The following is a 21,931-nucleotide window of genomic DNA, read 5'->3' as shown; positions in this document are numbered from 1 at the left end:
CGACGACTTTTTAATGAAAATCAAAGATTTGAAAGTGATAAGGAGGATGTTAGGAATGAAGAACATGAAACTACCTAAACATTCGATTTTGGCGGTAGCCATTTTACTAACATGGATTAAGACCTATGTGGTATACCATACGAGTTTTGATATGAAAATTGAAAATGTCATGCAACAAGTAATATTGTTTTTAAACCCATTAAGCTTCCTGCTTTTGGTGTATGGTATCTCATTATTCTTTAAATCCGTTAAAGCCAGAAATCGATATTTATTAATTACGAGTTCAATATTAGCTGTTATTTTGTACGCAAACGTAGCCTTTTACCGATTCTTTAGTGATTTCATTACACTTCCTGTATTGTTCCAAACTAGCAATTTCGGGGACTTGGGTGCATCTGCAGCTGAGAGTATTTACTTCACAGATGTCTTTTATTTCATTGACGTTGTATTGTTGTTTGCAGCAATGAAATGGTTACCGAATGCGAAAGAGATGGCAATTGTTAAACCAGCAATCCGTCGTGCATATTTTGTGTTGGCGGCAGCAGTTTTATTCTTAAACTTGGGACTATCAGAAACTGAACGTCCACAATTGTTAACTAGAAGCTTTGACCGTGAATTATTGGTGAAAAATATCGGAACGTACAATTATCATTTATACGATATTTATATTCAGTCTAAATCGCATGCAGCGCGTGCGTTGGCTGATGGCAGTGAACTGGTTGAAGTCAATAACTATGTACGATCTAATCAAGCAGAGCCTAATTATGAAGTCTTTGGTACTGCTGAAGGGAAAAACGTAATTGTTGTTTCATTGGAGTCACTACAATCTTTTGTTGTGAATGAAGAAATGAACGGCGAGGTCGTTACACCGTTCTTAAATGAATTAACAAAAGACAAAGATACATTCTACTTCCCGAATTTCTACCATCAAACTGGATTAGGTAAAACTTCTGATTCGGAGTTCCTGGTGGAAAACAGTTTATATCCATTAGGTGGAGGGGCGGTATTCTTCACGCACAGTGGAAACACTTATAATTCAATGGCTGAATCACTGAATGAAAAAGGGTATTTCACTAATGTCATGCACGCGAATAACAAGAGTTTTTGGAATCGCGACATGATGTATAATGCTTTAAATGTTGATCAATTCTATGATGTGGAAAGTTACGATATCGCTGAAGGAGATTCCGTTAACTGGGGTATGAAAGATATTCCTTTCTTCAAACAATCAGTTGATCATATGGCTGAAATGAAACAGCCTTTCTACTCACGATTAATAACTTTAACGAATCACTATCCATTCCATTTGGAAGAAAAAGATCAATTTATCCCTGAATACGATTCGAATTCAGGCACTTTGAATCGCTACTTCCAAACAGTGCGATACATGGATGAATCAGTTAAAACTCTTTTCGAAGACTTAAAAGCTAAAGGTTTATACGAGGATTCAATTATTGTGATGTATGGTGACCATTATGGGATTTCTGAAAATCATAATGAAGCGATGTCTCAATATTTAGGTAAAGAAGTTACACCATTCGAAAGTGCTCAACTGCAACGTGTACCAATGTTCATCCATGTCCCTGGATCAAACAAAGGTGAGGTTGTAGAAGAAGTAGCGGGACAAATCGATATTCGCCCAACGATTCTACATTTACTTGGTGTTGACACGAGTAAAGATATGCAGCTTGGTGCAGACGTCTTTTCGAAAGACCATGAAGAGTTTGTCGTTTTCCGTGACGGACGCTTTGTTACTGACAAAGTGGTCTATGCAGGAAATATTTGTTACGACAAGGAAACTGGATTAGAAACCGATGCTAAAGCATGTGCTCCATATATCGAACGGGCTTCTGAAGAACTTGGCTATTCAGATGAAATCATCAATGGAGACTTACTTCGTTTTTATGATGAAAAAACAGGTAACCTATTGATTGATGAAACAACTGAAGGTAAAAAGTAGATTCATTAAAAATCGTCAAAAAGTGTAGATGCACTTTTTGACGATTTTTTTTGAGCTAAATTATTGCGGATACTCGTCGGCCATCATTGCTTTGCTAGCTTAGTCCGTGGAAAGGGAACAGTTTTATTTTTGATAATCAACTGTGAAAATTATCGAGACCCTTTTTTGAAACACATATCCATTTGAAACGTACTACATAAATAGGAAAGGGGGAATTTGGTGATGCGACACTTCGTAAAATTAGGCAGTATTTTTTTGTTGCTACTATTAACGAGTTGCCAACCGAATGTCTCCAAACCTATCCTACCTGAGAAATCAATTTCAACAGAGCCTGAACGTGAACCTCCGATTCAAGAAGAAACAATCAAACCGTTAACAGAACTAAACGGGGATTTTGAACGAATTATCGGATGGCTTTCAGATCAAGAAATACTTTATATCACCAGACTGCAATCAAACTACTTATTGAATGCCTATCACGTCAAGTCTGGGGAGAATAGAACTTTACTGACGATTACAGAACCAATTATAGAAGTAAGGATACATCCGAGTCTCACGGAAATTGCCGTAGTAACCTCCAGTAATTCCTTAAGCGCATCCATACAATTATTTTCAATAGCAGGGGTGGAAGTGGATATGTTAACGATTGAATCATCAGAATTGTATTGGGACTGGCATCCCACTAAATCCAATGACATATTTTTTAGTGCATTTTATGAAGATTGGACATTCGATTCATTTGTTTACTCAAGCTTAAGTAAGGAAATGAAACGATTTGAAACAAACGATCCCTTTGGGAAATGGGGAAAAGAATCCTCGATTTATACGATTAATTGGCCAGAAAACGATACTTTAAGTGGTGGCTCCTTACGTGAAATAAATACGATAGATATGACCCCCAAGGATTCAGAGTCTACCATTATTTACGTAGAAGCTACGGATGGAGTAGAAGTGCGGGTAAGTGTTTCTAGTGATCAGCAAAAGTTTTTATATACACTGATGCGATATCTGGATGGAAAAACGAAAACGTTCGAGTTGCCGGCTATCAGTAATTATTCACAGTGGTTTGTGCCTGACATAGAATGGCTCAGTGATGGGACTATGCTGACGTATGAGTCAGCACAGGCTGGTTTGATGGATGAAATCCCATCTGAGTTCGACCTTGTTCAACTATCCATTGATAAACCTAAGAACACAATTCTAGAAGGTCCGTATGAATCCTTTGCATGTAATCCTTCAGGACTTCTTTGTTTAACGGGAGTCCAATTGGAAAAATTACTGGAAGTTGAGAGTGGGGAAATCCATCCTTGGATCACTTTGCAGGAATAATGAAAGAAGTTTAGTCGATAATTTTAAGTTACAACAAATCGATACAAAACGAAAAAAGCTGACGTTCAAATGAACGTCAGCTTTTTTATGGGTTTAGTGTAATGCTGGTGGATAACCGTGGTTCAAAATCGTCATCACTGTGAACCATCCAAAAATAGTGAAAGTTCCAAGATTGAAGACAACACCTAAAAGGTTTTTCTCTTTAAATGCTTGGTAAGTACCAATTGCACCAAAGATTGCAACCAGGCCAAAAATAACCATTAATAAGTTCATTATAGACACTCCTTTTGACATCAGAAAATGAATGCCGAGTACAAGTTTTCTACCTTATTATAAGTTTTAATATAGCATTTGTCGAGGATTAAAAAGTGTCGGATATATGAACTGCGAGTATGCCGGCGTAGTTTCTGCTACAATTATCCTGAGGTGATATACATGTTGAATATACGCACGTTTCCATTGGGACCATTACAGACAAATTGTTATGTGGTTTCCAATAAAGAGAAGCAATGTTTGATTTTTGATCCAGGTGAGCAAGGAGAGGCTTTAATAAAAGAATTACGAAGATTGCAGGTAAAGCCGTTAGCAATTATTTTGACTCATGCTCATTTTGACCATATTGGGGCAGTTGATGTTGTACGGGACGCTTTTAATATTCAAGTCTATATTCATCAGGCTGAAAAAAACTGGCTATCTGATTCGACAAAAAATGGTTCAGCTCGTTTCCGCGAATTGCCGTTAGTGGAGGGAAGACCTGCCGATGTATTAATTGAGCAAGAAGGTACGCTTGAAGTTGGTCCATTTTCATGTCAAATGTTCCATACACCTGGACACTCACCGGGAAGTATTTCCTATTGGTTTAAAGAAGATGGATTTGCCATCGTAGGCGATACATTGTTCCAAGGTAGCATTGGTAGAACAGATCTTCCTCATGGTAACCATAAAGAGCTTATCAAATCCATTCATAATAAGCTGCTGACTTTACCCGAAGACACTATCTGTTATCCTGGACACGGCAATCCAACGACACCTGAAGAAGAAATGAGTCAAAATCCGTTTCTTAATGGTTTTTGACAAATATTTGAAATTATTGACGTTCACGTAAGAAAAATCGGCGTTGACGTAGGAAAAATTGAGCTCCACGTAGGAAAAATCGACGTTCACGTTGTAAAAGCATCTTTTAGCATGTGCTTCTTATCGGAAAAACACGCCTGCACCAATTCCTTCCTAATTTCTCGGTTTTAGCACCATAAAGAGCTTTCTATTTTGAGATATGGAGCCTCGCTGCAACGAGTAATCGCAGGAGAAAACAGCGTAGACTCTAGCGAGGGAAGCGAAGTGTCAAACTATTTTATAGTTTATCTACAGCTTAAATTAATGTTAATCAAATAAAAAGACAGTCATTTGAAATGACTGTCTTTTTATATGCTTGATTAGTGTCCAGCACCAGGTACGTGGATAAATGTCGTATAGTAAGTGAAGCCAGCAAAAAACACCGTTAAATATGCTCCGAAGATGTAAATGTACATACGTTCTGAGAGGTTTAAGAAACCTAAAAGAATAAATAGACCAGTGTTTGCTAGAAATAATAATGATGCCGAATGCATATCACCTAAATAAAACATAACTGCGAAAATTCCTGTCCAGAAACCCATCACTTTATACATATTGTTCATGAGTAGTCCCCTCCTTTTACAACTATACAATAATCTCTACCTCATTATAGATGATTCGGTTCCCAGATGTAAACTCTAGAATGTCTTTAGAATGTGACAGAACAGTGGAAGTTGTGAATTCTTAATTAAAAAGAGTCAAAAATTTTATGCGGATCCATAAAGTATGTCCCAAAAAAATCACATTTAAAAAATTATTGAATATTTCTCCCTTTTCAGATGACAATAGTTATACAAATGTTGTACACTCTGTATAACAAATTAAACGAAAAATGGAGGGATTCAAATGGCTGATTTAAAATTTTACACTTACCCGTCTTGTACATCATGTCGAAAAACAAAAAAATGGTTGATCTCGAACCAAGTTCAATTCGAAGAAAGACATTTATTCCGTCAAACTCCTTCTGTAGAAGAACTCACTTTTCTTTTGTCACTGACAACAGAAGGTCTCGATGAAATATTGGCCACTCGTAGTCAATCCTTTAAAGAGCTGAATCTGGATATCAATGATTTGCCTTTATCAAAAGTGGTTGAATTAATTGTGGAAAATCCTAAATTATTGAGAAGACCGATTCTTACGGATGGTAAACAATTGGTAGTGGGGTATCAACCTGAACATTTGGGGACCTTTTGCCGCAAAAGTAAATTATTCCACGCAGTTTAAGTGGCAAAATTAAAATTTCCTGCTCTAAAAGGCGGGAAATTTTAATTTTGGGGCAAAGTATTTAATTTATTTCATAAAGACTTTATAATCCATAGAACAGGGTATGAGCGGTCCTAACCTGTTAAGGGTGAATGGTATTACACATGACTGAATTACAGAATATTATTGAACAGAAAAGCGAAGAGTTGATAAATCGAGCTGTTCTGGCACGCGCTTCCGATATTCATTTAATTCCAGCTTCCGGATTATATACAATCTATTTTCGCTTACACACAAAACTGGTTCCTGCAGGTAAGCTTCACCTGGACATCGGGGATCGCATGATTTCTTACTTCAAGTTTTTATCCTCTCTCGACATCAGTGAAAAACGAAAACCCCAAAGCGGTTCATTTCAACAAATCTTCAATTCCAAGCAATGCTCCTTTCGCGTTTCAACATTACCTTCTGTACAAAATAAAGAAAGTTTAGTTATTAGGGTACAGTTACATGACGATTCCAAACCACTGCAAGAACTTGCTCTATTTCAGGAAACAGCACAACTACTCCATGAGTTGATGCTAAGCCGTCAAGGGTTGATTTGCATAACTGGTCCGACGGGCTGTGGGAAAACCACAACTATGTATTCCCTTACGAGTTATAGTGCACATCAATTGAATCGGCATGTGATTTCCTTAGAAGACCCAGTAGAAAACAGCCAATCTCACTTGCTTCAAATCCAAGTGAATGAACGCTCAGGCATTTCGTATGCGTCCGGATTAAAAGCGATATTACGGCATTCTCCTGATGTCATTATGATAGGTGAAATTCGAGATGCCGAAACAGCGCAAGCAGCTGTTCGAGCTTCTTTGACAGGACACCTTGTCATAACGACTTTACATGCTAAAAATCCACTAGGATGTCTTTATCGATTAATGGATTTAGGTATTCCCATTGATGACTTGCAACAAGCAATTCTCGGAATTACAAGTCAACAACTTGTCATTTCGTCCTCTGAACGGGAAGGCGACCGCGTTACATCGAACCGTTCTTCTTTATATGAAATTCTGCATGGCCAAGTTCTTGAGCAAGCGATTGTATCGATTAAGACAGGTGAAAATTTCTCTATGCCCTTTGAGAATACGCTTTCTAATCAATATGAGCGAGGAGTGAAACTAGGTGTCATTCAAGTTTCCCCCGTCACGTATTGAAGAAAAGAGAAGTCATATACCGAAGAAAAAACAAGCTCAGTTCATTAAAAGACTATCTACACTTTTGTCTGAAGGCTACACGTTTTATGATTCGTTGGTGATGCTTTTACCACATCATGTGAAAGCGAGTGAAGAAGCAAATAATACCTTGGAGGTCCATTTGAAAAATGGGGAAGGGGTCACTACTTTGTTAATGACATTGGGGATTCCCCGTAGTTATTTACTATCCATTCAAATGTCGGAGTCACATGGTAAATTACATCAAGCATTACAAAGCCTTCATACACATATTGCGATGTTGGACAGAGCAAAAGCAAGCTTGAAAAAAGTGGTTGTCTATCCGGTGTTTTTATTTTGTATGCTAGCGGGTTTGTTTTTGGCGTTTCGTATTTATTTTCTGCCGAATATGCAGATGCTTGCCGATTCCAGACAGAAGTCTACATCTTCATCATCGATGAATTGGACAAACCTCCTGCTGCATTTACCGGATGTCTTAGTCATATTGAGTGTATTAGTCATTTTTATTGCGTTTATTTCTAGATGGTTCATTCAAAGAAATTCATATAAACATCAATTAACGATCTTATTGAAGTTACCAATCCTCTCCAAATGGATGAAATTATTTTGGACGAAGAATTTTGCACAGGAGCTTGGGACATTATTAGCCAGTGGGTTATCGTTGCAACATGCACTGGATGTACTGAAAAGTCAAAATTATCAACCTTACCTGCAAGTGATCTCTGAGAGTATATACACATCTATTTTAATGGGGGATTCATTAAAACATGCGGTGCAGATAGCAGAATGTTTTTTAGATGATTTTCCTACATACATTTCACACGGAGAGATCAGTGGCCATCTAGACAGGGAATTATTGATATATAGTGAGTTATTGAATGAACAAACAGAAGCGGCCCTTACGAAATCTCTATCTTTTGTCCAACCTGTACTATTTGGAGTGTTGGCAATTTGTATTTTAGCCGCTTATTTATCCATATTGTTGCCTGTATACGGCATGATCGATTTTATTTAATAGGAGGAAACAGCAATGAAAAAAATTAAGTGGCAAAAAGGATTCACTTTAATTGAAATGATGGTCGTTTTACTTATTATTTCCGTGTTGATCTTAATCGCAATTCCGAATGTAACCAAGCATTCCGCGACAATTGATGAAAAAGGGTGCGAAGCCTATATAAAAATGGTTCAAGGACAGGTGGAGGCATATCGGATTGATGAAAAATCCATTCCAACAATTGTCGAGTTAACGACGAGTGGTTATTTAAACGAAGGAGAAACGACCTGTCCAAATGGTAAATCGATTCAAATCGATGCAACTACTGGACTTGTTTCGGAATCTCCAACGGAACCGGAAGATGTCTCTTGATCAAAAAGGTTATTCTCTGATTGAGTTGTTGCTTGTGTTAGCCATTGTACTGGTCATCAGTTCGAGTGCACTATATGTGAAAAATCGATATGTGGAAAAGCATACTTTCGATCTGTTTTATAACCAACTGAAGCTGGATGCGATGCACATACAATTGAAGGCAACGGAAGAACAGAGGTACATGAAACTGATTTTCGATGCTGGAGGAACTCGGTATATAGGAAGAAAATCACTATATGAACCTCTTTTTGAGAGGAAATTACCGGTAGGATACACATTATCTTCGAGCAGCACCTTAAAGGAGCTGGCCTATTTACCGAATGGAACCGTTGAAAAATTCGGGACGATTTCGTTTGTGACACCTGGTGGAATAAAGATTGTACGGATATATATTGGGAAAGGACGGATGATCCTTGAACAATGAGAAAGGGTTTTCATTCGTTGAAATGATTCTAACGCTAAGCATACTATTTTTGGTGTTTGGTACATTATTGCCATTGGCAAATCAAATGATGTTTAATTTAGCGGAAAAGAAAGTTGCATTACATGTTGCGGTTGCTAAAAATCAAGCGGCGACTAAGATTAGAAAAGGGGATGTATCCGGTGAAATTTTTCTAGAAAATATGCCTTACTCCTGGCATTGGTCGGAGCCTACTCTATGTGTTCGCTATTATTTATTTGAAGAGCTAAAAGAATCATGCGAAATGTATTGACTCAAGAAGGTTACACATTTGTGGATGCTATTCTTCAATTAATGGTCCTCCTATTATTTTCTCAACTCCTATTGCTCTATTCAGTTTGGTTTAAACAAGTCGAGAAGCATTTTTTTCAAACGGAACCACTTGAATGGGAATTGGTTTCATCAGAAATCGAAAATAATCTTTTTGGTGTGACAGCGATTGAAGAACAAATTAACCAGACGGGAATAAGGTTTGTAAAAGATGGTGCTGAATATGACATTGAATGTTATCAGTCGCTAATTCGAAAGCAGAGAAACCGTTTAGGACATGAGCCTATGTTAATTGGAGTAAGAAATTGTAAATTTCAAGTTTTGGGTGATCAAGTATTTATCGACGCTGAGTTTGCGAATGGACGAAAAGAGGCGCGAGTTTATGAAGTTTATTTGTCCCAGGAATGAGTCCGGATTTTTACTTCCTGTAGCCATCGTTTTATTATTTGTTGTGTCCGGCATACTGCTTTACTTTACTACTTCTTACATATCGCAGATGAATATCTATGAAATGTTGGAAAGTCATTATATTTCTGCTACTATTATAAAAATGGAAAATTAGCGATAGTAGTCGTTTTGTGATGATTTGGAGTGAAATGAGCGGGGTAGGGATATGAAAAAAATTTATTTAATTGGTTTCATGGGATCAGGAAAAAGTGCGATCGGACGACGTTTGAGCTTTTTGCTAAAAATTCCTTATTACGACATGGATCAGGAGATAGTAAAAAAAATGGGAATGACCATTCCTGAAATTTTCGAGAGACATGGTGAATCTTTTTTCCGTCAACAAGAACATGAATTCCTTAAAACGTTTCGAGATGAGTGGTGTATCGTATCGACTGGGGGAGGGGTAGCTGTCAACCCGAGCAATAGCAAACTCATGCGACAGACCGGCCTTGTATTGTTTTTGGATGCAACGTTTGCTGATATCTGGAAACGAGTTCATCGAGATGTTAACAGACCTATTGTACAGTCATCCACAAAAGAAGCGTTGGAAGCGTTGTACACGATGCGAAAGCGTCATTATAAAGCAACCGCACATATTACAATAAGAACTGAAGGACGCTCGTTAAGACAGATAACTGAATATGCTGCATTTCAAGTTAATCGTCTAAAATCGAACGATTTTTAGTTTGATTTAATTATTGTTCGTGTTTGGAGTGTAAACGCAAAATAGATTGCGCTTACTTAGAATCAATGTTAGGATATACACAAAGCGATACACGCTTTTGTACATTGATTTCTTAATATGCCAAAACGGATGTTTTGGGCGGATGAATATACGGGGAGAGAACGCGCCAGTCGCGTCGCCGAAGGAGCAAGTAGAAGCTACGAATCTCTCAGGTAAACAAGACTCGTATAGGACGCATCTCTGGAGAACGCTATTGAATCTTATAGCTACCAAAGAGGAAAGCCGATTTCAGGTAAACTTTCAGGTGCCAGGACAGAGAATTCTCACATAAAGGGGATTCTCTGTCCTTTTTTGTGTAAAAATAAGTTTGCTTGATTTCAATCATTTCTTAAGAAAAATTGGGGGAAATGTTTCTCCCGAAAGAGAACAGTTGCTTTTTAAGTGAAGAGGAGGAAAATGAATTGTCAGAAAATTTAAAACGCACTCCGTTATTTAATTCATACAAAACATACGGTGGCAAAACGATTGATTTTGGCGGATGGGAACTACCTGTTCAATTCTCCAGTATAAAAGAAGAACATGAAGCAGTACGTACAAAAGCGGGATTATTTGATGTATCACATATGGGTGAAATTATCGTTCGTGGTGAAGACAGCTTGTCCTATCTACAAAAATTACTGACAAACGACGTTTCTAAGCTTCAAAACGGCCAAGCTCAATATAGTGCGATGTGCTACGAAGACGGTGGAACTGTCGACGATTTACTTGTTTATAAAGTCGATCAAAATGATTATTTGCTGGTAGTCAATGCTTCAAATATCGAAAAAGATTTTGAGTGGATGACAAAGTTTATGATTGGTGACACGACTGTACATAATGTTTCAGATTCATATGGTCAACTTGCGTTGCAAGGACCACTTGCAGAAAAAGTTCTACAATGTCTGACAAAAGAAGATTTAAGTGAAATAGGTTTCTTCAAGTTCAAAACGGATGTGAAAATTGGAGATTACGAAGCTTTGGTTTCACGTACAGGCTATACAGGTGAAGATGGCTTTGAGATTTACGCTACTCCTGAATCCATCATCGCTTTATGGGACTTGATCCTTGAAGAAGGAAAAGAAGACGGTGTACTTCCTTGTGGTCTGGGATCTCGCGATACTCTTCGTTTTGAATCTTGTTTAGCTCTTTACGGTCAAGAACTTTCTAGAGATATTTCACCGCTTGAGGCAGGTATCGGTTTTGCTGTGAAATTGAAAAAAGAAGATGACTTTATTGGTCAAAAAGCACTTGTAGGGCAAAAAGAAGCAGGTGTACCACGTAAGTTAGTTGGCTTGGAAATGATTGACAAAGGTATACCAAGACATGGATATAAGATTATTAAAGATGATGAAGTGATCGGGGAAGTTACTACTGGTACACAATCTCCCACGCTGAAGAAAAATATCGGATTAGGGTTGATTGTCAGTAAATTTACTGAGCTTGGAACTGAAGTTGAAGTGGAGATTCGCGGCAAGCGGTTAAAGGCTGTTACTGTGGCAACTCCGTTTTATAAACGCCAAAAATAATTGTTGGAAAGAGGTCATGACCCAATGAAACATCGTTACTTGCCTATGACGGAACAAGATCAAAAAGAAATGTTGGATACAATTGGTGTTTCTTCTATAGATGAGCTGTTTTCGGACATTCCAGAAAAAGTTCGTTTCCAAGGACAATATCAAATTAAACCGGCCAAATCAGAGTCTTCTTTATTAAAAGAGTTGTCTCAGATGGCTGCGAAAAATGCGGACAATAAAGCATATGCATCATTTTTAGGTGCTGGTGTTTACGATCACTATAAACCAATTATTGTAGACCATGTGATTTCACGCTCGGAATTCTATACAGCTTACACGCCTTATCAGCCGGAAATTTCACAAGGTGAACTACAGGCCATTTTTGAATTCCAGACAATGATTTGTGAATTGACAGGAATGGATCTAGCAAACTCTTCCATGTATGACGGTGGAACAGCACTTGCAGAGGCAGGGATGCTAGCAGCTGGTCATACAAAACGTAAAAAGCTTCTTATTTCTGGTGCGGTTAATCCCGAATCTCAAGATGTGGTTCGTATGTACGCGTTGGGACAGTCGATTGAAGTTGTTCAAGTTCCGACGAAAGACGGCGTTACAGATATTGATGCATTAAACGAAATGATTGACGACAATACAGCAGCGGTTCTTGTTCAATATCCTAACTTTTACGGTCAAGTTGAAGACCTGCGCAAAGTGGAAGCAGTCACACACGAAGCTAAAGCTTTGATGGTAGTTTCTTCTAATCCATTGGCACTTGGAATTTTGACTTCCCCAGGTAAACTTGGCGCAGATATTGTTGTAGGGGATGCGCAGCCATTCGGAATCTCGGAATCGTTCGGTGGACCACACTGTGGTTATTTTGCGGTTACGACTAAATTGATGCGTAAAGTTCCAGGTCGTTTAGTAGGTGAAACAACGGATGAAGTTGGCCGTCGAGGTTTTGTTTTGACCTTACAAGCGCGTGAGCAACATATTCGTCGTGACAAAGCGACTTCTAACATTTGCTCAAACCAAGCGTTAAATGCTCTTGCAGCTTCAGTAGCAATGACAGCACTTGGGAAAAAAGGTGTGCAGGAAATTGCCACTCAAAATATCCTTAAAACAAACTATGCGAAGAAAGCATTTGAAGCGGCAGGGTTTGAAGTGGTGTACCAAGGTCCACACTTCAACGAAATCGTTGTCAACGTTAAAACATCCATAACAGCGCTAAATAAAGAGTTGTTTAATAAGGGCATTCTTGGTGGATTCGACTTAGGGAAAGTTGATGAGAACTTGGAAGGTCATACGTTAATCGCTGTAACTGAACAACGGACGAAAGAAGAAATCGATGCACTTGTGCAAGAAATGGGGTCTTTCCGTGCATAAAGATAACCAACCACTAATTTTTGAAATGACGAAAGAGGGCCGCGTGGGTTACAGCTTACCGGAACTTGATATTCCTGAAGTCGATTTATCAACACTATTGCCAGAAGGCTTGCTTCGCGAAGAAGCAGCAGAGCTACCGGAAGTATCGGAATTGGACATTATGCGTCACTATACAGCCCTTTCCAAACGTAATCATGGTGTCGATTCAGGATTCTATCCACTGGGTTCTTGTACAATGAAATACAATCCGAAAATCAATGAATCAGTAGCGCGTTTCCCAGGATTCGCGAATATTCATCCACTTCAGGACGAAGATACTGTTCAAGGTGCAATGGAATTAATGTATGACCTACAAGAACATTTGATTGAGATTACGGGAATGGATGATTTAACCCTTCAACCGGCTGCAGGTGCTCATGGTGAGTGGACAGCTCTTATGATGATTCGTGCTTTCCATGAAGCAAATGGGGATACACATCGTACAAAAGTAATCGTACCTGACTCCGCACATGGTACAAATCCTGCATCAGCTACAGTTGCTGGATTTGATACGATCACAGTGAAATCAGACGAAAATGGCTTAGTTGATTTAGAAGATCTAAAACGAGTAGTTGGAGACGACACAGCAGCTTTAATGTTGACGAATCCGAATACTTTAGGATTATTTGAAGAAAACATTTTAGAAATGGCTGCAATTATTCATGGTGTTGGCGGGAAGTTGTACTATGATGGTGCAAACTTAAATGCAGTTATGTCTAAAGCACGTCCAGGAGATATGGGCTTCGACTGTGTTCATTTAAACTTGCATAAAACATTCACAGGACCACATGGTGGCGGTGGACCTGGATCTGGCCCTGTTGGCGTGAAGAAAGACTTGATCCCATTCTTACCAAAACCTGTGCTCGTGAAAACAGAAGAAGGATACCACTTCGATTACAATCGTCCACAATCAATCGGTCGAGTGAAACCTTTCTATGGTAACTTCGGAATCAATGTACGTGCCTATACGTACATCCGTTCAATGGGTCCAGACGGATTGAAAGCTGTAACAGAATATGCGGTACTGAATGCAAACTATATGATGCGTCGCCTGCAACCTCACTTCGATTTACCGTATGACCGTCATTGCAAACATGAATTTGTGTTAAGTGGTCGCCGTCAGAAGAAATTGGGCGTACGTACGTTGGATATGGCAAAACGCCTGCTTGACTTCGGATACCATCCGCCAACAATCTACTTCCCATTGAATGTGGAAGAGGGGATGATGATCGAACCGACAGAAACGGAATCCAAAGAAACATTGGATGCGTTCATCGATGCGATGATCCAAATTGCCAAAGAAGTTGAAGAAACACCAGAAATCGTGCAACAAGCTCCTCATACGACGGTTATTAAACGTCTAGACGAGACAAAAGCTGCACGTACACCAGTATTGCGATATAAAAAAGCATAATGAAAAAGGAAGAGAGCTCATTCACGAGCTCTCTTTCTTTATTTAAATTTCTGTTAACCTATACTGTTATTTTCTGGTTCATTTTTCATATTTCTTAGTTGTAATTGGATATTATTGGTATAATTAATAAAAGAGAACTATGTTACAAATTGAGCGAACATGGCAGGGACTAAGAAGAATATAGGTATTAGTAATTAGTAATTAGTAATTAGTAATTTTCTGTGATTATGGTTTTTGGGGCTTCATCGCAGAAAATAGTTAAACAAATTACACTCTAAGGAGAAAATAATTGAAAAAAATTGTGTATTTATTTATCGCTTGTTTGTTTTTTTACTCAACTTCTACGAGTGCTTTATCCTGGGCGTATTCGTTTGTTGTACATAACGGAAAAGTCTACGAAGTTAAAGAAGGTATTCCTATCACACAAAGTGAGTTAGGCGATATGATTGGAAAAGTGGAAACTAAAGCTGATGAACATAGCGGTAAATATTTCGGAAACGCCTCTAATTATTATAAAATTGGCACACGGTACTTTGAAATTAAAGAAGTTTCTACGAGTGAAGCCATTGCTGTGGAATCAAAACCAAACAACTTTATTAAAGCAGAGTATGTACACGAGGCACCTTTCCATATTACAGATATTCTGTATAGCGGTTATTCATGGATCTTAATTGGGGTAGGTGTTTTATTACTTGGATTCGTTGTTTTAAGATCAAGGCAACTTTAGTCGATCAACTTTACGACACGTTGATAGAGGGATGCATGTTTTAAACGCAAAAATGTTTGGTGTTAGAAAAGCTTAAAACTGGGGCTGTTTGCCTGAGCAACTATTTCATTTTTGTGAAATCAGTGGGGAATGCACCCACAATACAAAAGGTATTTGTTGTGAGTGCATATTTTTTGTTGAATTGTGTAAAGCTACTCTTTCTTAGTTGTGTATAGGATGGATGTGTTTTTACCTTTTAACGATTTGGTACCTATTTCTGCAAATTCACGCGCGAGTTCAGCTTTAATATGATCTGGTGCAATTTTTTGATTAGTGGTCTTGTTTAAAACTTCCAATGCTTTGGAACCTATTTCTGCAAATTCACTCGCTGTTTCTTCTTTTATCCGTTCTCTTGGAGTTTTTTGGGTTTTCGGCGTTTGAGGTAAGGAGTTTTTATTATTACTCGTTGATTTATTATCATCTCTGCCCACAGTACATCTTCCTTTCTGAATTAAGGTTCATATTAGTTTGCCTTTCCAAGTCATATTCATGTAAACGGAAAAACGTATTTTAAAGTTATTTTTGGCAAAAAAATATTGGATAGGAAACTCAGCCTATTGGTTGTTTTTTTGTTCGATTTTAACCATTAAAAAAAGCATCGCAAAATGCGATGCTAATTTGGTTTCATTATTAAATACTTGATTTTGTTAAAATCCAATGGATGCTTCTTCATGTTCCCAATCATTTTTCTTTGACCGTTTATTTTGTTTTTGCAGCTCTTTAATTCGTTCTTCGTAAGCAAGTTCGCCGTCGTAATGCCAATTCAGTGCGACTGACATATACAATTCATTTAATTGGGAAATGGATAAGCCTTTTGTCAGTTTTGCCATATCGTGTACTTGTTCTTTTGAGAAAATATCTTTCAAATCCATTTTTCTTAAGTAGTGTTCGCGTACGGATAAAGAAGGTGCTGGAATTTCGTAAGCACGATCGAATCTGCCGGCTCGATTAATCAAAGCGGGATCTATTTTTTGCGGGTAGTTGGTTGTTCCGATGATAAACAGCCCTTCACGCAATTGTGTGCCATCCAGTGTATTGAGAAAGACGGAGCGAGTGTATTCCGGCATGGAATCGATATCTTCGATAACAAGAATGGCAGGTGCCAATCTTGTTACAATGCCAAACACTTCCTGTATTGAATGACTACCAGTGAACTCTGTGATTTGCCAATAAACAACTGGTGCATTGGTTGACCCCGTAATCGATTTTACAAGCGTTGTTTTTCCGTTACCTGGTGACCCATACAACAAAATTCCTCGTTTGTATGGCAATCCGTATTCTTTGAAAAATTGGCCATCCGCCGTAAAGAACTGATCAATGGAACGAAATATGTCCTGTTTAATTGATTCTTCTAACATGACTTCCTCGCGGCTGACTACAGCATGCTCACCGTAATTCCGTCGTTTCACACCGTCCTCTGTGTCTACTAGAAAGGTTACGGACTGCATCAGCATTTGACGTAGTTTTTCATTGATGTCTTTTAGGAATTCCAACGCTTTTTCAGCTGACTGGGCATAGCATTGAAATTCTGGCCAACTATGGTCTGTTGTGTAGAAATAAATAACCGTTAATGCCACTTCATGATCAGGGAAATAGATGATTTGATTCTCAAAAGTATTTACGACTTTCAAAAGGTTATCATTTGCATCTTCGGAAGTTGCCGCCACTTTACCAAGAGTCCGAGATTCATAAATATGACTGAGGGGTTCATATGAAAGTAATCCTTTTTCCATCATTTCAAGAACATGTGCATCAAGTTGAGCAATGGTTTCTCCAATGTATATTTGCTGCCATGTACCTGACAGTCTGTTTTCCAAAGTTTCGATAATTCTGCGGGAAACAAACGCAAGATCTTCATAGTGCGGAAGTGATTCTCTTGTATTTTCATGATGAGAAATAAGTGTGTTTGGTTTCATAGTGACCTCCGTTATTGTTTGACTCCATACATACGTTTTAATTTGAAAAAAAGTTCCTCCGTTTGGAAGAACTTTGAATAAATTATTTTGTTTTAATTTTCCCCGTCCACTGACGGAAACCGCCTTGCAGTTGGTAAATCTGGTTATAACCTTTTTTCTGAAGGAACAATGCAGTACGTGCACTTCTTGCACTATTTTGGCAATATAAGTATACGGGTTTATCCGCACGGATTTCTTTAAAACGCTGACGCATTTGTGATGAAGGAATATTACGTGCTCCCAGAATATGTCCACCTTCAAATTCTTTTGGTTCACGAACATCCACAAGCTGTGCTTTGCGATAGCCTTCAATAAATTGTTCTTGTGTTAAACCTGATACTGCTTTCTTTAATCGCATTGATGAGATTAAAAAGTAAACAATCAAACCAAACAATGCAGCAGTGATAATGTATATAAGTGTCAAGACAACTTTCCCCTTTCTATCTATGTTCTTATTATAAAAGAAAGTATAGCCACAATACAACGAGTTTGTTAATATGAATAGCATTGTGAGGAGGAAAAAAGATGTCTAAACCAATTTGGTATTTTATAAACTCTGGAGCTTGCAGTCCGTCCTTCAATATGGCACTGGATGAAGCGTTACTGGACTGGCATAGTGAAGGACTCCTACCACCAATTGTTCGTTTTTATGGGTGGACACCTGCAACACTATCCATCGGTTATTTTCAAAATGTAGAAAAAGAGATCAACATGGATGCCGTCAGAAATCATAATTTAGGTTTTGTCCGTCGTCCCACTGGTGGACGTGGTGTTTTGCATGAACATGAATTAACATATAGCATTATTGTCAGTGAAGATTATCCCAATATGCCCGCGACCGTTACAGAAGCCTACCGCGTGTTAAGTGAAGGACTTTTGATTGGCTTCCAAAAACTTGGGTTGAACGCATATTTCTCAGTCCCAGACACGGAAGAAAAGAAGAGTGATTTAAAAAATCCGAAAAGTGCCGTCTGTTTTGATGCGCCTTCATGGTATGAATTAGTAGTAGAAGGTAAAAAAGTAGCTGGTAGTGCACAAACAAGACAAAAAGGTGTTATTCTTCAGCATGGAGCGATTCTTTTGGATTTAGATGAAGATAAATTAGTATCATTGTTTAACTATCCATCAGATGAAGTGAAGGAACGAGTGCGTAGAAGTCTCTCAAAAAAAGCGGTAGCAATCAATCATTTGCGGGAAACTCCTGTCACAATTGAAGAGTGTGTAGACGCTTTTAAAGAAGGTTTTGCTGAAGGTCTTGATATCAATTTTCAACCATATATGCTAACAATCGAGCAAATGGAATATGTAAAACAGCTAGAGATTCGACGCTATGCAAATGATGAATGGACATACCGTAAATAGTAGGTAAAAGGAATTAATTTTATCGAAAAATAAGTTCTATTTTACTATAGACGCGATGTGTGTATGTTCGAACATACTTCCACATTATTTGATTTAGATGTCAATATATAGTACCCTAAACACAACGTATAACACTATATGTTGTGTTTTTTCTGTTAATTAAGGAGGAGTAGCTAATGGTACTAATTTCTAATCAAAAAATTGGGCAATTAAACATTGAAACTTTGAACAAAGACATCGTTTCTTTCCCTCAAGTCCATCCCATCACGAATGACATGACATTAACTCACAAAGGTGTATCCAGGTTAGTCATGATTGACCGCTATTCATTTAAAGATACTGAAAAGAAAACACTAAAAGAAGGCGATTTTGTCGTATTGACAGTGAAGGAAGACCCGAAATTCCCTGCACGTGGATTGGGTTATATTGTTTCCATCGATCATTCGACAAATAAAGCACGTGTTTTAATTGAAGAAGATTACCGTAGTGCAATTGATGATCGAACGGAACTGGAGTCGGGCATTGTCAATCGTTCCATTAATGTCATCGAAAAACCTCTGGAAGTTTTCTATGAGCAAATTGCAAAACGCAATGCGACCGGACTTGCTTCTGTTGAAACATCTGAAGAGAAGAAACAAGAATGGTTTGAGAAGTTTTATGAGCAATTGGTACAATTGAAATTTATTCCAGCAGGTCGCGTGCTTTATGGAGCTGGCGCAGGAACAGATGTTACATATTTCAATTGTTATGTCATGCCATTTGTGCCTGATTCCCGTGAAGGCATTTCCGATCACCGTAAACAAGTCATGGAAATAATGAGTCGCGGTGGTGGTGTTGGAACAAACGGATCAACATTGCGTCCACGCAATACACTAGCAAAAGGTGTGAATGGTAAATCATCTGGTTCCGTTTCCTGGTTAGATGATATAGCTAAACTTACACATCTGGTTGAGCAGGGAGGCAGTCGCAGAGGGGCTCAAATGATTATGTTGGCCGATTGGCATCCGGACATTGCGGAATTCATCATTTCCAAGATGCAAAATCCAAGAATCCTGCGTTTCTTGATTGAAAATACAAATGATGAAACGATTAAGCAATTAGCTAAAGACAAACTTAAATTTAAAGCTTTGACACAACAAGAAGAAGCAATGTATCAAGGTATTGTAAACTACAAAACGATTCCTGGTCTGGGTGGTTTCAGTGACGCAATTATACGAGATGCAGAAACGAAGCTGCATGACGGCGGCACATATAGTGTCAATAATTCGGAATTTTTAACAGGTGCTAATATTTCAGTAACGTTGACAGACGATTTCATGAAAGCTGTGGAGGAAGACGGAGTTCACGAGTTACGATTCCCAGCTGTTGAAAGTTATTCAGCTGAAGAAATGGCAACGTACAATGAGAAATGGCACGAAGTCGGGGACGTGCGTGAATGGGAAAAACAAGGACATGCCATCCGTACTTACCGTACGATGAAAGCAAAAGATTTGTGGAATCTCATTAACATTTGTGCAACGTATTCTGCAGAGCCAGGTATTTTCTTTATCGACAATGCGAACGAGATGACCAATGCTAAAGCTTATGGACAACAAGTGGTTGCTACCAACCCGTGTGGAGAACAACCATTAGCACCAAATTCAGTTTGCAACTTGGCGGCAGTGAATTTAGCGCAGTTTGCACAGAAAGATACGAAAACAGTCGATTTTGAAAGTCTGAAAGAAACTGTTCGTGTCGGAGTTCGTATGCAGGACAACGTCATTGATGCTACTCCATATTTCCTTGAGGCAAATAAAGTACAAGCACTAGGAGAACGCCGAGTAGGCCTAGGTGTGATGGGTCTGGCGGACTTATTAATCTATTGTGAAAAAGAGTATGGTTCTGACGAAGGAAATGTACTTGTTGATCAAATTTTCGAAACGATAGCAGTAACGGCATACGAAACGTCTGCTGAACTTGCTTCGGAAAGAGGTAGTTTCCCGTTCTTGCAAGGTGAAACTGATGAAGAAACAAACCGTTTGCGTGATGCTTTCATCAATACTGGATTTATGAAAAAAATGCCTGAACATATTCGCCAGTCAATCAAAGAACAAGGCATTCGCAACTCTCACTTATTAACTGTTGCACCGACGGGTTCTACAGGTACATTAGTAGGCGTATCAACGGGTCTTGAGCCTTATTTCTCTTTTACTTACTATCGCAGTGGTCGTCTTGGTAAATTCATAGAAGTAAAAGCAGATATCGTTCAGGAATACTTGAACGCAAATCCTGAAGCAGATGAGCAGACCTTGCCTGAATGGTTTGTTGCTTCTATGGAATTGGCACCAGAAGCTCATGCCGATGTGCAATGTATCATTCAACGCTGGATTGACAGTTCCATTTCGAAAACAGTCAATGCGCCACGTGGATATACAGTAGAACAGGTGCAAGGCGTGTATGAAAGACTTTATCGCGGTGGGGCTAAAGGTGGGACTGTTTATGTCGATGGAAGTCGAGATGCTCAAGTACTTACTTTAAAAGCCGAAGAGAACGTAATGGATGAACATCATTATGAAGAAACCATCATTGGGAAACGTCCAGTGGTACTGATTGATACGATTCAAGATTTACGTTCGACAAATGTCACAATCGGTTCTGAAGTTGGGAATACTTGTCCGGTTTGCCGACAGGGAACAGTAAAAGAAATGGGTGGCTGCAATACATGTACAAATTGCGGTGCTCAATTAAAATGTGGACTATAAACACTGAGCCCATTAAGTCAGCACTTGAATGACAAAACAAAAAAACGCACGTTGTATCATTTCGATACAACGTGCGTTTTTTTGACTTCAATAAACTTATTGAACGATGCAATGGCCATTGCCTAGGTCGTTCAAGATTCGTTCTTTAATAGGTTATTCTTCAAAACAGAAAGCTTATTATGTAGTGAAGCTCAGAAACTAGGAAGGTATTGGTGCGGATTTGGTTTTGCCGAGAAGAAGCATATGCTAAAAGATACATTTACAACGTGAACGTCGATTATTCCTACGTCAACGCCAAAATTTCCTACGTGGAGCTCAATTTTTCCTACATGAGCGTCATATATTACAATTAAGAGCCGGGTTTGTCCTAGATCAACAACTGAAAACCGTTCACACTATATACGATATAGAAATAAGCTTCGCACAACCGGATAAAAAATGAAGGAACCAGCCAAAATTTCATCTTTGGCTGGTTGTTTTCCCGAGACTAGGTGTCGTATCTTTCGTTACCCAAAAGCACTAAAACATGGGCACATCGATTTCCGTGGTGCGATGGACGAAAATTCGCAGCAGGATTGACCAAGAGAAAGACTCTGGAGAAGTGATAACGTCACTTTACCAGAGGTTCAGGTCAAAGGTGCAGTAAATTGAAGTCCAAA

22 protein-coding genes and 1 riboswitch are annotated in these 21,931 nt (G+C 38.6%); of the genes, 17 read left to right on the top strand and 5 right to left on the bottom strand.

Going from position 1 to position 21,931, the window contains the following annotated elements; genetic code table 11:
• The first annotated feature begins 55 nt into the window (after window positions 1-55).
• Both ACQKEV_RS09575 and ACQKEV_RS09570 read left to right on the top strand, forming a co-directional pair.
• The gene (locus tag ACQKEV_RS09575; protein ID WP_427445662.1) at window positions 56-1,960 is read left to right on the top strand and encodes an LTA synthase family protein; all 1,905 of its coding nucleotides are present in this window, start codon (window positions 56-58) and stop codon (window positions 1,958-1,960) included.
• Window positions 1,961-2,182: 222 nt separating this feature from the next.
• Window positions 2,183-3,289, top strand: coding sequence for a hypothetical protein (locus tag ACQKEV_RS09570; RefSeq protein ID WP_427445664.1), 1,107 nt, complete (start codon window positions 2,183-2,185; stop codon window positions 3,287-3,289).
• Window positions 3,290-3,382: 93 nt separating this feature from the next.
• On the opposite strand, the gene ACQKEV_RS09565 is transcribed toward ACQKEV_RS09570, so the two are convergent.
• A complete protein-coding gene (locus ACQKEV_RS09565) occupies window positions 3,383-3,562 on the bottom strand; it encodes a DUF2759 domain-containing protein (RefSeq protein WP_427445666.1) in 180 nt (59 codons plus the stop codon).
• Window positions 3,563-3,724: 162 nt separating this feature from the next.
• On the opposite strand from ACQKEV_RS09565, the gene ACQKEV_RS09560 reads away from it, so the two are divergent.
• Window positions 3,725-4,363: an MBL fold metallo-hydrolase gene (locus tag ACQKEV_RS09560; protein ID WP_427445668.1), complete on the top strand. Its 639-nt coding sequence runs from the start codon at window positions 3,725-3,727 to the stop codon at window positions 4,361-4,363.
• 359 nt (window positions 4,364-4,722) lie between these two features.
• Here ACQKEV_RS09560 and ACQKEV_RS09555 read toward each other — a convergent pair whose 3' ends face one another.
• Window positions 4,723-4,965: a DUF2626 domain-containing protein gene (locus ACQKEV_RS09555; protein WP_427445669.1), complete on the bottom strand. Its 243-nt coding sequence runs from the start codon at window positions 4,963-4,965 to the stop codon at window positions 4,723-4,725.
• A 283-nt stretch (window positions 4,966-5,248) separates the two neighbouring features.
• Between ACQKEV_RS09555 and ACQKEV_RS09550 the strand changes: the two genes are divergently transcribed.
• The 12 genes from ACQKEV_RS09550 to ACQKEV_RS09495 all read left to right on the top strand — a co-directional run bounded on the left by ACQKEV_RS09550 (window position 5,249) and on the right by ACQKEV_RS09495 (window position 15,175).
• Window positions 5,249-5,626, top strand: coding sequence for a Spx/MgsR family RNA polymerase-binding regulatory protein (locus ACQKEV_RS09550; RefSeq protein WP_427445671.1), 378 nt, complete (start codon window positions 5,249-5,251; stop codon window positions 5,624-5,626).
• A gap of 143 nt (window positions 5,627-5,769) precedes the next feature.
• The gene (gene comGA / locus ACQKEV_RS09545) at window positions 5,770-6,813 is read left to right on the top strand and encodes a competence type IV pilus ATPase ComGA (protein ID WP_427445672.1); all 1,044 of its coding nucleotides are present in this window, start codon (window positions 5,770-5,772) and stop codon (window positions 6,811-6,813) included.
• The gene (comGB, locus tag ACQKEV_RS09540; RefSeq protein ID WP_427445673.1) at window positions 6,782-7,846 is read left to right on the top strand and encodes a competence type IV pilus assembly protein ComGB; all 1,065 of its coding nucleotides are present in this window, start codon (window positions 6,782-6,784) and stop codon (window positions 7,844-7,846) included. Before comGA ends, comGB begins: the two co-directional genes overlap by 32 nt.
• 15 nt (window positions 7,847-7,861) lie before the next feature.
• Window positions 7,862-8,197 carry a competence type IV pilus major pilin ComGC gene (gene comGC, locus ACQKEV_RS09535; protein WP_427445675.1) on the top strand — a complete coding sequence of 112 codons (336 nt, stop codon included), beginning with the start codon at window positions 7,862-7,864 and terminating at the stop codon, window positions 8,195-8,197.
• A complete protein-coding gene (locus ACQKEV_RS09530) occupies window positions 8,187-8,621 on the top strand; it encodes a prepilin-type N-terminal cleavage/methylation domain-containing protein (protein ID WP_427445676.1) in 435 nt (144 codons plus the stop codon). Before comGC ends, ACQKEV_RS09530 begins: the two co-directional genes overlap by 11 nt.
• Window positions 8,611-8,910, top strand: coding sequence for a prepilin-type N-terminal cleavage/methylation domain-containing protein (locus ACQKEV_RS09525; RefSeq protein WP_427445677.1), 300 nt, complete (start codon window positions 8,611-8,613; stop codon window positions 8,908-8,910). Before ACQKEV_RS09530 ends, ACQKEV_RS09525 begins: the two co-directional genes overlap by 11 nt.
• Window positions 8,895-9,335, top strand: a complete 441-nt coding sequence (comGF, locus tag ACQKEV_RS09520) for a competence type IV pilus minor pilin ComGF (RefSeq protein WP_427445678.1) — start codon at window positions 8,895-8,897, stop codon at window positions 9,333-9,335. The genes ACQKEV_RS09525 and comGF overlap by 16 nt, the downstream gene beginning before the upstream one ends.
• Before the next feature lie 205 nt (window positions 9,336-9,540).
• A complete protein-coding gene (locus ACQKEV_RS09515; RefSeq protein WP_427445679.1) occupies window positions 9,541-10,059 on the top strand; it encodes a shikimate kinase in 519 nt (172 codons plus the stop codon).
• 142 nt (window positions 10,060-10,201) lie between these two features.
• A riboswitch (glycine riboswitch) is annotated at window positions 10,202-10,294 on the top strand.
• Window positions 10,295-10,520: 226 nt separating this feature from the next.
• Window positions 10,521-11,624, top strand: coding sequence for a glycine cleavage system aminomethyltransferase GcvT (gcvT, locus tag ACQKEV_RS09510; RefSeq protein WP_427445680.1), 1,104 nt, complete (start codon window positions 10,521-10,523; stop codon window positions 11,622-11,624).
• 24 nt (window positions 11,625-11,648) lie between these two features.
• Window positions 11,649-12,995, top strand: coding sequence for an aminomethyl-transferring glycine dehydrogenase subunit GcvPA (gcvPA, locus tag ACQKEV_RS09505; RefSeq protein ID WP_427445681.1), 1,347 nt, complete (start codon window positions 11,649-11,651; stop codon window positions 12,993-12,995).
• Window positions 12,958-14,448, top strand: coding sequence for an aminomethyl-transferring glycine dehydrogenase subunit GcvPB (gene gcvPB, locus ACQKEV_RS09500; protein WP_427445683.1), 1,491 nt, complete (start codon window positions 12,958-12,960; stop codon window positions 14,446-14,448). The genes gcvPA and gcvPB overlap by 38 nt, the downstream gene beginning before the upstream one ends.
• Before the next feature lie 289 nt (window positions 14,449-14,737).
• Window positions 14,738-15,175, top strand: a complete 438-nt coding sequence (locus ACQKEV_RS09495; protein WP_427445685.1) for a hypothetical protein — start codon at window positions 14,738-14,740, stop codon at window positions 15,173-15,175.
• Window positions 15,176-15,366: 191 nt separating this feature from the next.
• Here the strand turns inward: ACQKEV_RS09495 and ACQKEV_RS09490 are convergent, their stop codons facing one another.
• The 3 genes from ACQKEV_RS09490 to ACQKEV_RS09480 all read right to left on the bottom strand — a co-directional run bounded on the left by ACQKEV_RS09490 (window position 15,367) and on the right by ACQKEV_RS09480 (window position 17,593).
• Complete coding sequence (locus ACQKEV_RS09490; protein ID WP_427445686.1) at window positions 15,367-15,645, bottom strand: hypothetical protein; 279 nt, start codon at window positions 15,643-15,645, stop codon at window positions 15,367-15,369.
• Between the two features lie 216 nt (window positions 15,646-15,861).
• A complete protein-coding gene (locus ACQKEV_RS09485; RefSeq protein ID WP_427445687.1) occupies window positions 15,862-17,130 on the bottom strand; it encodes an ATP-binding protein in 1,269 nt (422 codons plus the stop codon).
• An 82-nt stretch (window positions 17,131-17,212) separates the two neighbouring features.
• The gene (locus ACQKEV_RS09480) at window positions 17,213-17,593 is read right to left on the bottom strand and encodes a rhodanese-like domain-containing protein (RefSeq protein ID WP_424471141.1); all 381 of its coding nucleotides are present in this window, start codon (window positions 17,591-17,593) and stop codon (window positions 17,213-17,215) included.
• A 101-nt stretch (window positions 17,594-17,694) separates the two neighbouring features.
• On the opposite strand from ACQKEV_RS09480, the gene ACQKEV_RS09475 reads away from it, so the two are divergent.
• The gene (locus ACQKEV_RS09475; protein ID WP_427445688.1) at window positions 17,695-18,531 is read left to right on the top strand and encodes a lipoate--protein ligase family protein; all 837 of its coding nucleotides are present in this window, start codon (window positions 17,695-17,697) and stop codon (window positions 18,529-18,531) included.
• 176 nt (window positions 18,532-18,707) lie between these two features.
• Window positions 18,708-21,272, top strand: coding sequence for a vitamin B12-dependent ribonucleotide reductase (locus ACQKEV_RS09470; RefSeq protein WP_427445689.1), 2,565 nt, complete (start codon window positions 18,708-18,710; stop codon window positions 21,270-21,272).
• Window positions 21,273-21,931 lie beyond the last annotated feature (659 nt).

The sequence above is a fragment of the Paenisporosarcina sp. NPDC076907 genome (genome assembly GCF_050269735.1).
Taxonomy (GTDB): Bacteria; Bacillota; Bacilli; order Bacillales_A; family Planococcaceae; genus Paenisporosarcina.
The sequence above is the reverse complement of the archived record's forward strand: the minus strand, read 5'-3'. Positions and strand labels throughout refer to the sequence as shown.